Source organism: Corallococcus sp. AB032C (assembly GCF_003668935.1).
Taxonomy (GTDB): Bacteria; Myxococcota; Myxococcia; order Myxococcales; family Myxococcaceae; genus Corallococcus; species Corallococcus exiguus.
The window spans coordinates 1-13,897 of the sequence record NZ_RAWP01000069.1 but is presented as its reverse complement, the minus strand read 5'-3'; the positions used below and the strand labels follow the sequence as shown (position 1 = coordinate 13,897).

Annotated in this window: 11 protein-coding genes; 1 reads left to right on the top strand and 10 read right to left on the bottom strand. The window is 69.8% G+C overall.

Annotation, left to right across the window (positions count from 1 at the left end; all coding sequences use genetic code 11):
* Positions 1–5: 5 nt before the first annotated feature.
* The 6 genes from D7X99_RS26665 to D7X99_RS26635 form a co-directional block, all read right to left on the bottom strand.
* Positions 6–2,450 carry an Ig-like domain-containing protein gene (locus D7X99_RS26665; RefSeq protein WP_121780247.1) on the bottom strand — a complete coding sequence of 815 codons (2,445 nt, stop codon included), beginning with the start codon at positions 2,448–2,450 and terminating at the stop codon, positions 6–8.
* A gap of 206 nt (positions 2,451–2,656) precedes the next feature.
* Complete coding sequence (locus D7X99_RS26660) at positions 2,657–2,905, bottom strand: hypothetical protein (protein ID WP_121780246.1); 249 nt, start codon at positions 2,903–2,905, stop codon at positions 2,657–2,659.
* A gap of 27 nt (positions 2,906–2,932) precedes the next feature.
* Positions 2,933–3,562 carry a hypothetical protein gene (locus tag D7X99_RS26655; protein ID WP_121780245.1) on the bottom strand — a complete coding sequence of 210 codons (630 nt, stop codon included), beginning with the start codon at positions 3,560–3,562 and terminating at the stop codon, positions 2,933–2,935.
* 139 nt (positions 3,563–3,701) lie between these two features.
* Entirely contained in the window at positions 3,702–5,045 is a 1,344-nt protein-coding gene (locus tag D7X99_RS26650; protein ID WP_121780244.1) for a sigma-54 dependent transcriptional regulator, read from the bottom strand.
* On the bottom strand, positions 5,042–7,174 hold the full coding sequence (locus D7X99_RS26645) for an ATP-binding protein (RefSeq protein WP_121780243.1): 2,133 nt from the start codon (positions 7,172–7,174) through the stop codon (positions 5,042–5,044). Before D7X99_RS26645 ends, D7X99_RS26650 begins: the two co-directional genes overlap by 4 nt.
* A gap of 395 nt (positions 7,175–7,569) precedes the next feature.
* A complete protein-coding gene (locus tag D7X99_RS26635; RefSeq protein ID WP_121780242.1) occupies positions 7,570–8,202 on the bottom strand; it encodes an OsmC family protein in 633 nt (210 codons plus the stop codon).
* Between the two features lie 441 nt (positions 8,203–8,643).
* Between D7X99_RS26635 and D7X99_RS26630 the strand changes: the two genes are divergently transcribed.
* Positions 8,644–9,147: an SRPBCC family protein gene (locus tag D7X99_RS26630; protein WP_158627075.1), complete on the top strand. Its 504-nt coding sequence runs from the start codon at positions 8,644–8,646 to the stop codon at positions 9,145–9,147.
* A gap of 10 nt (positions 9,148–9,157) precedes the next feature.
* Here D7X99_RS26630 and D7X99_RS26625 read toward each other — a convergent pair whose 3' ends face one another.
* The 4 genes from D7X99_RS26625 to D7X99_RS26610 all read right to left on the bottom strand — a co-directional run.
* Positions 9,158–10,597 (bottom strand): cytochrome-c peroxidase, encoded by a 1,440-nt coding sequence (locus D7X99_RS26625; protein WP_121780240.1) that lies wholly within the window; start codon positions 10,595–10,597, stop codon positions 9,158–9,160.
* A gap of 86 nt (positions 10,598–10,683) precedes the next feature.
* On the bottom strand, positions 10,684–10,884 hold the full coding sequence (locus tag D7X99_RS26620; RefSeq protein WP_147476274.1) for a hypothetical protein: 201 nt from the start codon (positions 10,882–10,884) through the stop codon (positions 10,684–10,686).
* A gap of 195 nt (positions 10,885–11,079) precedes the next feature.
* Complete coding sequence (locus D7X99_RS26615; RefSeq protein ID WP_121780238.1) at positions 11,080–13,125, bottom strand: Ig-like domain-containing protein; 2,046 nt, start codon at positions 13,123–13,125, stop codon at positions 11,080–11,082.
* A 58-nt stretch (positions 13,126–13,183) separates the two neighbouring features.
* Positions 13,184–13,897, bottom strand: a 714-nt coding sequence (locus D7X99_RS26610; RefSeq protein WP_147476273.1) for an OmpA family protein, incomplete at its 5' end; no start/stop codon positions are given.

Genomic DNA, 13,897 nt, shown 5'->3' with positions numbered 1-13,897 from the left:
ACGACTCAGGGCTCCATCTGCGGCTGCAGCGTCCAGGTGAAGGTGGCGTCCGCGTAGGGGAACGTCCCGGACAGCTCACCATTGGGCTTCGCGAGCGGCGGTGAACCCAAGTCCATGAGAAGGATGTTCCCGGGGGCATCCTTCGCTGGACCCCGGCAGTCCGGGCCGCCGCTGACGGCGAGATCCACGAGGCGTCCATCCGCGAGCGCCGATGTGTACGAGCGCGAGGCGTGCGACAGCCAGGACTGGGTGTCGGGATCCGGTGACTTCAACTCGTTGAAGGGGTTCATCAACAGCACCCCGCCCGATGCGACCATCGCGTACTTCGTGGGCCCGTGCGTGTACCGGCAGCCTCCGGAGGTGTAGTCGACGTCGAGCGTGTAGTCGCCGCTGGTCGGCATGATCATGAAGGCCCCCAGCCGCTTCGTGTGCGGGAGGTTCGGATGATCGTAGTCCTGGGCCGCGAAGACTCCCAGCACCTGGAACTCCACGTTCGCGTCGAGGATCTTCCCCCGGCCCGACCAGCCCGCCCCCTTCAGGACCGCGTTCGAGGTGCCCTTGTACTTCCAGCAGCCCACGTTGCTGCGCTTGAGATAGGGCGTCTTCGCCGCCTTCAGGCTCCCGCCGCCACCGGGCTCGAACTTCGCGTTGCTGGTGATGATGATCAGGTCCTGTGCCCGCTGCGACTTCAGGTCGCGGCAGAGGCCCACGTACTCGTATTCGCTCCAGTCCTCCTCGTGCCACAGCCCGTTCGCGTCGTTCCAGAGCGCGAGCACCTTTACCGGCTCCTTCGAGTCGGTGATGTTCTTGAACCACCCGTTGTGGAAGAGCAGGGAGCGCGTGTTCGGGTCGCTGAACGTGAAGTGCTCGTAGTGGTTGGACAGGTTCTTCAGCTCGTCGTGGAGCTCTTCCTTGTGCTCGGGCGCGCCGGCCAGGTCGCCGTTGAGCGCGTGGGGTTTCACCTTCTCCGTGAGCTGGTCCCACTTCGTGAAGGACTCCGCCTTGGCGTCGATGGGCGCCTGATTCCAGAGCACCTTCGCGAACTCCGGCCAGGTCTTCTCCAGCTTGCCGGGGACGGCGGAGTCCACCGCGGTGAGGCTGGAGGTCTCCGTGGTCAGCTTCTCCAGCGCCGCCACCACGACGTTCGGGCCGTGCTTCTTCGCCAGGAATTGGAAGAACAGGTAGGCGCCGTAGTCCCGTGCCGCCAGCGGGCCCGCCGCCGGCGACTTGCAGTGGCCCGGGGAGCGGTCCTCCAGGGACAGGTCCGGGGTGCTCATGAAGCAATCGGCGTAGTCGTGCTCGAGCTGCGGCGCTTGTCCATACACCTGGTCGATGGCCCAGTTCGCGGTCGCGTCGCGGATCCACCCGTAGCTGCCCTGCGGGCCCTTCGTCTTGTAGGACCACTGGATGGCGTGCATCAGCTCGTGGGTCGCCGCACCCTTGAGCTCGTCATCGCCAAGCCCATCCCACAGCAGGATGTAGGTGGCGGCCTGCGTGTTGTCCAAGCCTTCCGGGAGGGTCAATCCCCGGCCGTTCATGTTGCGGGACAGGTAGATGTCGAGCTGGGGGCTTCCTCCGTTGCAGCTGGCGGAGGACTGGTCGGTGAGTGGCTCCTTGAGCCCCAGCGCCATCAGCTTCGGCCAGATCTCTTCCTCAATCGCCTTGTCGAGGAGAACGGCCTGCTCGCGCTGACCCGCGATGGCGAACTCGAACCAGACGTTCACCTTCGCGTAGGACTTCGAAAGGGAGTACCAGCCGTCGGAGTGGGGCTTGCAGGAGGGTCGCTTCATGCTGCTCAGCCGGGCGTCGGGCAGGGGCGTGTTGAGCCAGCTCCCCGGGTCAGCCGGGCGCAGCAGGTACATCCCGAGCGCGTCCTGCATCGGCGCGGAGAGGTCGTCGAAGCGCGCGTGAAGCTCCTCGAGCGGGGTGACGTCGAAGGCCGGCTCGACGCGGGCCTTGTACTGGAGGGGCAGCCGGGGATCGCTGAACGCGGCGTACACCCGGTAGGCCAGCAGCTCTTCGTCGTTGATGAGGCCTGCCTCATGCGCGGACGCCAGGACCTCGTCGCTGGACGGACGGGACGCGTCGTCCGGCATCACGATCACCGTCAGGGTCGTGCTCACCGAGCCCACCTTGGCCGTGATGACCGTGCCGCCCGGAGCCACGCCTGTCACCCGGCCGCCGGCCACCGTGGCGTACGCGGGCAGCTGGGAGGACCAGGTCACCTGGACGTTCTGGAGCGCGTGGCCGCTGTCGTCGAGCGCCTGGGCGGCCAGGGTCAGCGATTCGCCCACCAGGAGCGTCGCCCCGTTCGGCGAGAGGGTGAGCGCGGCGACCTTGTCGCTGTCGTCGTCCTCCCCAGGCTTCGGATCGGGTTCGGTGGAACCGCAGGCGAGGACGAACGTGAGCAGGCACAACGCGAGCCGGCGGGCTCCATGAAACACAGGCATTTCCAGGCCTCGAAGTGTCGAGCCGCGGAGTGCGGACTACAACAAGTCTTTATCGCCATGGATCCAGGCGAAGTTTCTTCAGGGCATGGATTGACGTCTGTCGTTGCCTGGGAGGCCACAGTTGCCTGACAGGCAACAACGGGCGTTGCGGGGTTGGCGGTTGCGGCACGCTCGTCGTCCACATCCGCAGCGGCCTTGCGGAGGGCCTAACAGGAGGTGCGGATGTCGTAGATGCTCGAAATCTGCCCCCAGTGGATCCAGTCCCCGCAGTCGCACCCGCGCTCGCCAATGACCCAGTTGTTGGCGTCGTAGTAGGTCCTGATGTTGGTCGGGCTGGTGGCGCAGTCCGGGAGCGGCGCCTCCTGCGAGGTCAGGTTCGGCTCCTCCTCCTGCTCCATGGGACCGCCACAGCCCACAGCCATCGCCAGCAGACCGCCAATCAGGAACGTGCGCATGCGTCCTCCGTGAAGGTTGCCGCGCAATCATACCCAGATGCATCTGTCTTTGGAATGCTCGGCGTCTGATTCTGGTGTCGCTGTCGAGGAGCGTGTCTGGTTGTGAAAGATTGCAGGGGGCGTGGACAGTTCCTCGGCGAGCGCCGCCAGCACGCGGGCGCCGGTCCGGTCCGTGAACTGGAAGCGGGACTTCGGCAGGGCGAAGACGCGCGCATACACCGAGCGCTCGTGCCGCGTGTAGACGAGGCACCGGTCAACGCCCCGGTACGCGAGCCGCGACAGCCACTTGCGGAGCCCCCGGTACTCATGGCCGCAGTTGAAGTACCAGATGACGTGCGGGGTGCGCACGAAGGTCAGCAGGTTCACCAGCCCCACGGTGAAGCCCACCTGCGGGAAGGCCGTGACGATGAGATCCTGGGGATGCCGGGCCAGCTCCCGCCGGGCCTTCAGCGCCAGGCGGAAGAACTGCCTCCACTTCTTCCAGGGCGTGCGCTTCTGGGTCGAGTCGACACGCTCCTCCAGGCCCACGTAGGAGCACTCGAAGCGCTCTGGCGGGAGGAACGCTCCCAGCCACCGCCGGTCCTCGCTCAGAAACCAGGCAACGAAGAGGACCCGCACCTTCGCCGGGTCCTTCGTGCCGTCCTGGAAGTGATTCATGCGGTGCGCCCCGGGCTGGATTTCACCGGAGGCGAGAGCACGAACCGCGCCGTCGCCGCGAGCACGAAGCCGGGCCGCGAGCGCGTCTCGGCTGTCTCAAGTTGAGATGAAAAGCGTCTCGAAAACGGAAGCGCGGACGTCAGTTCCCCTTGTGCTGCCAACCCTTGAGCTTCGCGTAGAGCGAGCTGCGGGAGATGCCCAGCTTCGTCGCCGCGCGCTCCACGTGGCCGCCCTCGCGCGCCAGCACGCGCTCGATGTGGCGGTGCTCCAGCTCCTCCAGCGTGAGGTCCTCGCCCAGCGGCTCCTCCGTAGGGAGCAGGGACTCGAAGCGCAGGGCGCTGCGCGACAGTCGCGACGTACCGGACAAGAGCACCGCGCGCTCCAGCACGTTGCGCAGCTCGCGGATGTTGCCCGGCCAGCTGTAGGCCATGAGGGCTCGCTCCGCGTCGGGCTCCAGCTCCACCTGGCCGCGGCCCCGGTGCGCGCCCATCTCCGCCAGGAAGTGGCTCGCGAGCACCAACACGTCCTCCGCGCGCTCACGCAGTGGCGGCACGTGGAGGATGAGTGTGCTGATGCGGAAGTACAGGTCGCTTCGGAAGCGCTTCTCACGCGCGGCCACCTGAAGGTCCTGGTGCGTGGCGGCCACGAGCCTCACGTCCACGCGCCGGTCCTTCACGTCGCCCAGGCGCCGGAAGCGCTTCTCCTCCAGCACCTTGAGCAGCTTGGGCTGGACGGCCACGTCCATGTCGCCCACTTCATCCAGGAACAGCGTGCCCCGGTCCGCCACCTCCAGCAGGCCCGGCTTCGCGGCCACCGCGCTGGTGAAGGCGCCCTTTTCGTGGCCGAACAACTCCGAGTCCAGCAGGTCCTTGGACAGCGCCGCGCAGTTCAGGTCCACGAAGGGGGACTCCTTGCGCGGCCCGCCTTCATGCAGCCAGCGCGCGAGCACGCTCTTTCCGCTGCCCGTCTCGCCCGTGACGAGCACCGGGCTGTCGCTCTCGCGCACGCGCTCCGCCTGGTCGCGCAGCGCGCGGATGGCGAGGCTGTTGCCCAGGAAGGGGTCCACCTGCGTGCGCACCGCGCGCGAGCGGTCCGCCAGCAGCCGCTGCCGCTCGCGGCGCTGGGCCACGAGCCGCTCCAGCACCACCTTGAGCACCGCCAGCTCCAGCGGCTTGGTGAGGAATTGTTCGGCGCCTTCCTTCACGGCCTGCACCGCCAATTCGATGGAGCCGTGCCCGGTCAGCACCACCAGGGGCACCGCCGCGTCCAGCTCCTTGAGCCGGGGCAGCAGCTCCAACGCCGTGCCGTCCGGCAGGCGGTAGTCGATGACGGCCACGTCGGGCCGGTGCGCGCGGAAGCCCTCCTGGGCCTCGGCGACGCTGGTGGCTTCATCCACGTCGAAGCCATGCTGGGTGAGGTAGCCCTTCATACCCAGACGGACGCCGGGCTCGTCGTCCACGAGCAGGATGCGGGTGCGGGTCATGACACCTGAGACTGCGGAGTTGGGCCGGTGTGAACGGCGGGGGGAAGGGCGGGCAGCAGGATGGTCACCTCTGCGCCACCCTGGGGGTGATTGGACAGGCGAATGCGCCCCTGGTGCTCTTCCAGGATGCGCTGGACGATGGACAGCCCCAACCCGGTCCCTCCCCGGCGCTTGCTGAAGAAGGGCTCGAAGACGTGGGGCAGGTCCTCGCTCCTGAAACCGGGCCCTCCGTCGTGGACGGTGCAGCGCACCCAGGGGCGCCCCGCCTCCTCCACGGCTTCCGCGGTCACGTGAACGGTAGTGCCCTGGGGGGAGTGCTGCACGGCATTCTCCACCACGTTGCGGAAGACATGGAACAGGCGGCGCGCGTCCATGCGCACGGGGGGCAGAGCGTCCGCCAGCTCTCGCTCGAGCGTCACGGCCGCCTTGTCGCTGGTGAGCGTGCAGGCGGACAGGGCGTCGGAGACCACCGAGCCCACGGCGCCGTCCGTCCACTCGCCCCGCGTGGGGCGGCCGTACTCGAACAGCTCCTGGGTGAGGTGCGTGAGGCGGCGCACCTCGCCGCGCAGCACTTCCAGGTAGGGCTTCAACTCCGGCTGGGCGCCATAGGTGGCCTCCACCGCGTCCACGACGGCGGAGATGGAGAAGAGGGGGTTGCGCACCTCGTGGGCCACGCCCGCGACGATGGCGCCCATGGCGGCCATCGTTTCACTGCGGCGCACGTGGGCCTGAAGCTCCAGCAGCCGGGTGACTTCGCTGGCCACCAGGATGATGCGAGGGTCCTCGCTGGCCTTCTCGTCCACCCATGAGGCCGAGACCTCCCAGGTGCGCCCGGACTCCGCGTCGTGCACCTCGCGGCGGGTCCTGCCGTGCGTCGCGCGCAGCTCCTCCACCAGCGGTCCCGCGCTGGACCAGGGCGGCGCCTTGGCGGTCGCGGAGAGCGGCTGGCCGGAGGGGTCCGCCTCCTGGAAGAGCACGCGGGCCGCGTCATTGAGCCGATGGATGAAGCCCTCCGCGCTCAGCACCAGCAGCGGCGAGGACACCGCGTCGAAGGTGCGGCGCCACTCCGTCGCGGAGCGGCGGAAGCTGTCGTTCAATCGCTGGCGCAGGTCGTCCGCGAGCCGCCGGTCGGTGACGTCCGTGACGACGCAGCCCAAGTGTACGCCACCCCGGTCGTCCAGGCCAGAGGCCGCGGCGCGACTGCGCACCCAGCGGACGCGTCCGTCCGCGCAGATGATGCGGTGTTCGATCTCCACCTCGGTGCTCGGGGCCAGGGCCAGCGACTCGATGCACTCGCGGTAGCGCGTCCGGTCCTCCGGGTAGATCATCTCCGCCCACAGCGGCGAGGGCGTGCCTTCGGGGCCGCCGCCGGTGAAGGCGCTGGCTGGATAGCCGGTGGTGCGCTCCACGACGGGCGTGCAGTAGAAGTCACGCAACACGCCGTCCCGCAGCTTCCCACCCCACAGGTAGTCCGGCAGCGACCGGGTGAGCACGTCCAGGCGCCCCTCGTGCTCCTGGAGGGACGCCTCCGCGCGCATCCGCTCGGTGACCTCCGAAAGGGACGCGATGACGCCCAACACCGCGCCGCCCGAGCCGCGCACGCGCGAGTAGCTCCCGAACCAGAAGCGCGTCTCGCCGGGCGCGGCGGGCGTCTCCACCTGGAGACCCAGGTCCTGCAGGGGCGCGTCCGACTCCAGCGCGCGGGCGAGCCGGGGCGCGAGCACCGTGCCCAGCTCCGGCAGCACCTCCGAGACGTGGCGGCCCAGGTGCGCCGCCACCGGCAGGCCGTTCATCGCGGCGAGCGCGGCATTGACGTGCACGTAGCGCAGGTCGCGGTCGTAGAACGCGAAGCCCACCGGCGTGATGTCCATCACCGCGTCGCGCAGCGCCCGCGCGTCATCCGCCTTGTCGAGCAGCCGGGCGCAGTCGCGCTCACTCCGGGCCACCGCGCGAAAAGCCACCACCGCGCCCGCCGCCGCCAGCACGAAGGCGCTCGCCGCCAGCAGGGCGATGCGGACACCCGTTGCCTGGCTTTCGCTCCAGGCCGCGACCAGGCCCATGAGCACCGCGCAGGCGGTGGCGATGGCGGCGATCCGGAGCGGTGTGGATGTCGAAGGGAGCGTGGACATGGCGCGCGGCGAACGCACATCAGTCTACGGTTTTCTGCATCCTGAACGCATTGTTTGCGTTGCTTCCTGGAACCGTCCAGCGCAGACGTTGGACGAAGGTCCAGGACGGGGTGCAAGCCATTCTCTTCAAGTGAACAGGAGTGGACTGCCGGTATGTCAGTGTTGTGGAGGTCCACGAGGCGGGCGGGCGCTCTCCCGCCTCGCCGTACGGGTCAGCACGGGCTGGCGGTCACGCGATGATGGTCGGCGGCCCCGGATGGTTGGGGTCATGCGCCGGTGGGTCCTGGATGCCCGGCTCCACCTCCGGGTCCTGTAGGGGCGGAGGGGGTTCCCGGCGTTTGGGCTCGCCCGGAGGTGGATCCTTCTCCGGCACGGGCGGCCGGGGCGGATCAATCTCAGGCGTGGGCTTCGGTTCCGGCTCCTTCACCGGCTTCGTGGGCGGATTCGTCTGTGGATTCGTCGGCATGTGCTTCCACACTGCGCATGCCGCTCCCCCAGGGAACCGCCGCGTCCGCCTCTCCCGGAGCGGGTGCCTGGTTTTCGACAGGTGCGGTGGCGTCCTCGCGACGGGCGTGGGCCCACACCTCCACCACCGGCTCGATGCGCGGGGTGAGCTGGAGCATGGAGCTGGGGAAGCACCGCGCCGGCAACCGGGCGAAGAGTTGGCGCGCGTCCTCCGCCTCCCGTTGACTGCCCACGGCCACGTGCGGCCGGACGATGAGGTCGGTGAAGTGGGCGGCCTCTTCAGGGCTCCCGCTCACCAGCCGGGCCGTGGCGGAGCTCTGGTAGAAGAGCACGCCCACGCCCGCCTCCCGGGCCGCGTCCAGGAACGCGTGCAGCGTGCGACCCTCCACCGCGCCCACGAGCAGTGCCTCCGGGTCCCACCGTCCGTCCACGGGCCCGTCTTGCTGGCCGCACAGCGGGCGGCCAATCGGAACGGGGGGCGCATGGTCGCTCGTCAGCACCGCGCCCCGGTCCCCCTGCCAGTAGAGGCGCGTTTCGTACTCGGTGATGGAAGCGGAGGTCATCGGGCATCTCCTCGGCGAAGGGGGGCATGCACCATGCGCCTTCAACAGCCATGCCCGGGCAATGCTTCACATCCCGCCAGACCCTGCCCCGCGGGGCGAGTCCCCCCAGGTGGGCCGGTGATCGCGGGGCCACACGCAGACTGACCCGGGATGCGGAGCGCTTACAACAGCCCTTTCGGACGATTCCGACTCCGCTGCCGTTGCTCCACATCACGCGCCTCAATGCCTGACATGGGGGGCGGCATGAATGCGATGCGACGCGGTGGGGGACCAGGTCCGTTGACTGTATGGCTTTACGAGGGCTTCCAGGGCCGTACGGCCTGAGGGGAGCGCGCTCTCCCCGAGGGGCACGCCCTGCGCCTGGAGGCCCGCCCGTGGACGGTGGGACGCCCTCCGGTCGCATGGCCGCCCTGGGGGCGGAGCCCCTTCTTGAGCATGTCCATGCACGAACGACCTGAGGCACTGATGGCCGAGGCCTATGCGAGTCAGCTCATCCAGGCACCCGCGGACGTGGTCTGGGACCGCGTGGGAGGCTTTGACAGCCTTCCCCGCTGGCACCCGGGCGTCGTCACCAGCGAGCGGGTGACGCGCCCCGACTCCGGCCCCTTGCGCCGGCTCACCACGCGCGACGGCGAGGTGTACCTGGAGGCGCGGTTGGCCTACGACCCGCATGCGCGCAGCTATGCGTACGAGATGGTGGAGGGCCCGCTGCCCGTGCGCGACTTCGTGGCGAAGCTGCGGGTGACGCCGGTGACGGCGACCGGGCAGACCTTCGTGGAGTGGCACGCGACCTTCAGGCTGGCGCCGGGGCACGAGGGCGAGGCGGCGGCGCTGAGCCAGTGGATCCGCGAGGAGTTCTTCGCGCGGGGCCTGCGGGGACTGGCGCATACCTTCCTGCCGCCTCCGCCCCGGGTGTCGGCGCCGGAGCTGGAGTGGCGGCGCTGAGCGGCGGCGCTCACAGCCGCTGGAGGAAGCGCAGCAGATCCTTCTTCTGCGCGGGGCCGAGGGACTCCGGCGGCCCGCCCGGGAACTCGGGCGGGTGCACCGGCAGCGCGCCCACGGAAGGGATGCCCGGGAGGATGAAGCGGCTGTAGGTGTCCACCGTCTCCGCGAGCGTGGCGTGGCTGTTGTCGTGGAAGTACGGCGCGGTGCGGGCGATGCCGCGCAGGGACGGCACGTCGAAGGACTCGAACTCCGCGGGGTCTCCGCTGATCAGCGCGCGCCCGGGGTCGGTGGAGTACCACTGCGCCGCGAGCGCGGGGCCCACGATGGGCGCGCCATTCTCATCCAGCGCGGGGTTGATGTCGTCCGGGTCGCCGCTCGCGGTGACGGGGATGGGCGGCAGGTCCGTGACGGCGTGCTGGCGCGTGCCGTCCGTGTAGAAGCGGAAGCGGTACTGGGGGAATTCGACGGACGTGTTGTAGAGGGGCACGACGCCGCGCTGACCCAGGTAGGTCATGTATGCGTAGCCGGCGTTGAGGAACTCGCTGTGCGGGCGGGGTACGCGCACGGGTTCGGCCGTGCCTCCGGGCGTGACGGTGTACTGGATGTTGCCGTCGGGCTTGAGCGCGTAGAAGAGCGCGTCGTGCGTGGCGCGGTTCACGACGCGGTTGCGCGTGCGGTCGCCGTGGCAGGCCTCGCAGGCCAGGTTGTAGACGTCGCGGCCGCGCCGCTCGGATGCGTCGAGCAGGAGCAGGGCGTCCGGATCCGGGATGGCGCTCAAGGGCCAGCCGCGCTCCAGCAACTCCGACACGAAGCGGGCGCGAGGGGAGCTGAACACGCCGCGCTCGAACGCGGCGATGCGCTGGAGCACGGCCGGAGCCACCGTGCCGCCCTGGCTGTGGCTGGTGACGGCGCTCTGGGCCTGGGTGACCAGGTCGGTTTCGCGGCCGTCGAACTGGAAGGGGCCGGAGAAGCCGGTGTCGGCGATGCTCGGCACGGCGCGCCAGACGGACACCTTGCGGTCCGGGGCGGTGATGACGTTCCCCTGAACGTCGATGACGTCCATGTTCGCGGGGAGGGGGAGCACCACGCGCACCAGGCCCTTCTTCAGGTGCTCGTAGGTGGGCACGGGGGCGGCCGGGTCATCCGCGTCGATGCGATTGAACAGCGGATCCGCGGGGCTCCGGGCCCAGAGCGCCTCCACGTGCGCGGGCTTGAGCGCGGTGTCGTCCGCGAACACGTGGCACGTCGCGCAGGAGCGCCCGTTGGTGCCGGGCAGGGCCTCCTGGAAGTGCTTCCTGCCGGCGGCCGCCTGGGCCACGGACGCCAACTCCGCCTGGGACGTCACGGGCCCGGCGGTGGCTTCCACGTTGGCCGCGGTGTCGGTGCAGCCCGCGAGTCCGGCGAGCGCGAAGGCGCCCAGGGTGCTCGCGATGAATCGATGACCTGCCATGTGTTCCCCTCCCGGTTGCTGCGATGGGAGGGGAACACCGCGCGCCCCGTTTCGTGTCACCGCGAAGGCGCGCGGGGGGAATGCCGTCAGTCCTTCCGGAGCCAATTCGGCCGGTGCTCGAGCGTCCGCAAGTGGAGCCCCCGGAGCAGATGCTTGAAGACGTCCTCCCAGGCAGTGAAGGCCCGGAAGAAGACGCACGTCAGGCAGAAGACGAAGGGCGTGCGCACGGCCGCGCGGATCAACATCAGCTTCGTGGGGGAGCTATCCGCGGGGATGTGCTCCGTCACCCGAAACGCGACCCACAAGAAGCCAACGAGAACCGGGACGAGCAGGGTGGCGACGAAAGCGTCAACGAGATGCGCGCGAAAGCGGAGGCCGGTAGAGAGAGGCATGCGGCTCACACGCAGGTTGGAGTGAAGGCAGGCACCGGGCGGCACGACTGACCGCCCCGTGCGGTTTGGCTGTCAAAGCGGGGGGGAAGCTCAGGACTTGCGGCGGCGGGCGCGCGCCATCAGGCCCGCGAGCAGCGCGCCGACCCACATGGCCGGAGCAGGGGACGTGGCGCCGCATCCCAGTCCGCCGCCGAGCATCTCGTCGTCGGGCGTGCCGCCAATCACTCCGGGGTCGTTCGGATTCTGACCACCGCCGGTGCCCGGGCCCGGGTCCGTGGTGCCGCCGCCATCGGTGTTGCCGCCGTTGCCGGTGCCGCCATCGGTGTTGCCGCCGGTGCCGCCGTCGGAGTTGCCGCCGGTGCCGCCGTCGGAGTTGCCGCCGGTGCCGCCGTCAGTGCCCGTGCCGCCGTCAGTGCCACCGCCGGCCGGGGTCATCTCCCACGTGTAGGTCGCCGCGGCGCCGACGTTGCCGGCTGCGTCCACCGCGCGGACCTGGAGGGTGTGCGTCCCGGGAGCCAGGTTCTCCAGCGTGATGTTCGCCAGGCAGTCCTGGAACTCCAGCCCGTCCACGCTGCACTGGAACGTGGCCAGCACCTCATTCGCCTCGAAGCCGAAGGAGGCCACGGTTCCGGCCAGCACCGGCGGCGGCGACGTCACCACTGAAGCCACCGGCGCCACCGTGTCCACCCTCCAGGTGTGCACGGCCGGCGTCAGGTCCGGCACCCCGTTGGGCGCGACGGCGAACACGCTGAACACGTGCACGCCATCCGCCAGGCCCTGATACGCCGCCGGGTTGGTGCAGGGCGTCGCGAACAGCGCGTCCAGGTTGCACCGGAAGGTGGCGCCCGCGTGCTCCGACGTGAAGGCGAAGTTGGCGCTGCTGCTCGGGCTGAACAGCGGCGGGCCCGCCACGATGCGCGTGTCCGCACCCGTGCTGTCCAGCGTGAAGGAGACGGTCACGGGCAGGCTGGAGTTGCCCGCCGCGTCCGTGGCCGACGCCGTCAGGAAGTGCACCCCGTCCACCAGCGTGCCCGGCACCGCGACCGTCCACTGGCCCGCGACATCCACCTCCGCCGTGCCCACCAGGACGCCGTCGATCATCAGGCGCACCACCGACCCGGGCTCACCCCGGCCGCTCACCTCCGAAGGCGAGACGGCCACCGTCGCCCCCGGCGTCACCGACGTCACCCGTGGAATCGCCGGCGCCACCGTGTCCACCGTCCAGGAGTAGGTCGTGGCCTCCGTCTCCTGGTTGCCCGCGGCGTCCCGGGCGCGAACCGCCAGCGTGTGCGGCCCGTCCGCCAGCAGGAGCGTCAGGTACGGCGAAGCGCACGGCAGGGCCAGGCCGCTGTCCAGCGCGCAGGTGAACGTGGAGTTCGGCTCCGAGGACTTGAAGGCGAACGTCGAAATCAGGGCGTTGGTGAAGGCCGGCGGCGTGGAGGTGAAGGTCGTCTTCGGCGGCGTGAGGTCGATCGTCCACGAGTAGGTCGCCGGCGTGGGGTCCGTCAGCAGCCCGAGCAGGTCCTTGGAGCGCACCAGGAACTGGTGCGGGCCCTCGGCCAGGTTCGTGAAGTCGCGAGGCGTGTCACACGCCACGAAGTTGTCGTTGTCCAGCGCGCACTGGTACGACACCAGCAGCGCCGACGAGCCGAACGTGAAGCGCGCCGTCTTCTGCACGGTGGAGAGCGCCGGGCCGCTGAAGATGACCGTCTCCGGCCCCAGGGCCAGGATGCTGAACTGCACGCTCGCCGCGGGGCCCGTCTGGCCCGCGAGGTTGGTGCTCACCGCCACCAGCGAGTGCACCCCGTTGGACAGGAACTCCAGCAGGGACGGCGTGTAGCTCCAGCGGCCATTCAGATCCGCCGTCACCGTCGCGGCGATCTTCCCATCCAGGGTGAGCGTCACCTTCGCGCCGACCTCCGCGGTGCCGCTGTAGAACGGCAGCGCGGTGGACAGCAGCACCCCCAGCGTAGGGGTCAGGATGACGGGCGCCGCGGGGGGCGCGTCAGGAAGCGCCGCGGCCAGCTTGCCCGGCGACACGGCGGTGGTGAGAGGCGACGCCTCGGCGGTCGCACGCGCATTCAGGCAAAGCGCGGCCAGGGCCCCCACGAGGAGGCGATAGGAAGAGGTAGTCATTGGATTTCCCTAAGAGAAGGATGCTGTGAGAGAGTTGTGAAAGGGATTGGACCGCGGATCAGTCGCGCGAGACGTGGCCGGAGGTGGGCTCCGACTCGATGTGGAACTCCACGCGGCGATTGAGCTCACGGCCGGACGAGGTGTCATTGGACGCGACGGGAGCGTCCGGGCCACGGCCGGCGGCCATCAGCCGGTCCGCCGGGACACCGCGCATCGCCAGGCACTGGACGACCGCGGAGGCGCGTTGCTGGGACAGCGTCCGGTTGGTCTCCGGACGGCCGCGCGAATCCGTGTGGCCCTCCACCAGGATGTGTTTCAGCTCCGGGTGGCTGATGAGCACCTTCGCCACCTGGTCCAGCAGGTTGAACGAACGCGGCAGCACGCGCGCCTTGCCAGAGGCGAAGTAGACCTTCTCGCGGATCTCCAGCCGGTCCTGGGTGATGATCACCAGCTGCTTCTGCTTCGCCGGGCAGCCCTGGTTCGACGCGGGACCGGCCACCATCGGGCAGTTGTCCACCACGTCCGCCACGGCGTCGCCGTCGTTGTCCGCCTCCGGGCAGCCATCATCGTCGAGGAAGCCGTCGCGGTCCTCGGGGTCCACCGGGCAGTGGTCCTTGGCGTTGGCCACGCCGTCGTTGTCGTCATCCAGGTCCGGGCACTGCTCCAGCGAATGGCTCTGGTTCGGGGCGCACACGTCCACCACCGCCACCGGCGGGGCCACCGGAGCCGGCTCTGGAGCTTCGGTGACCACCACCGGGGCGGGGGCGGGCGT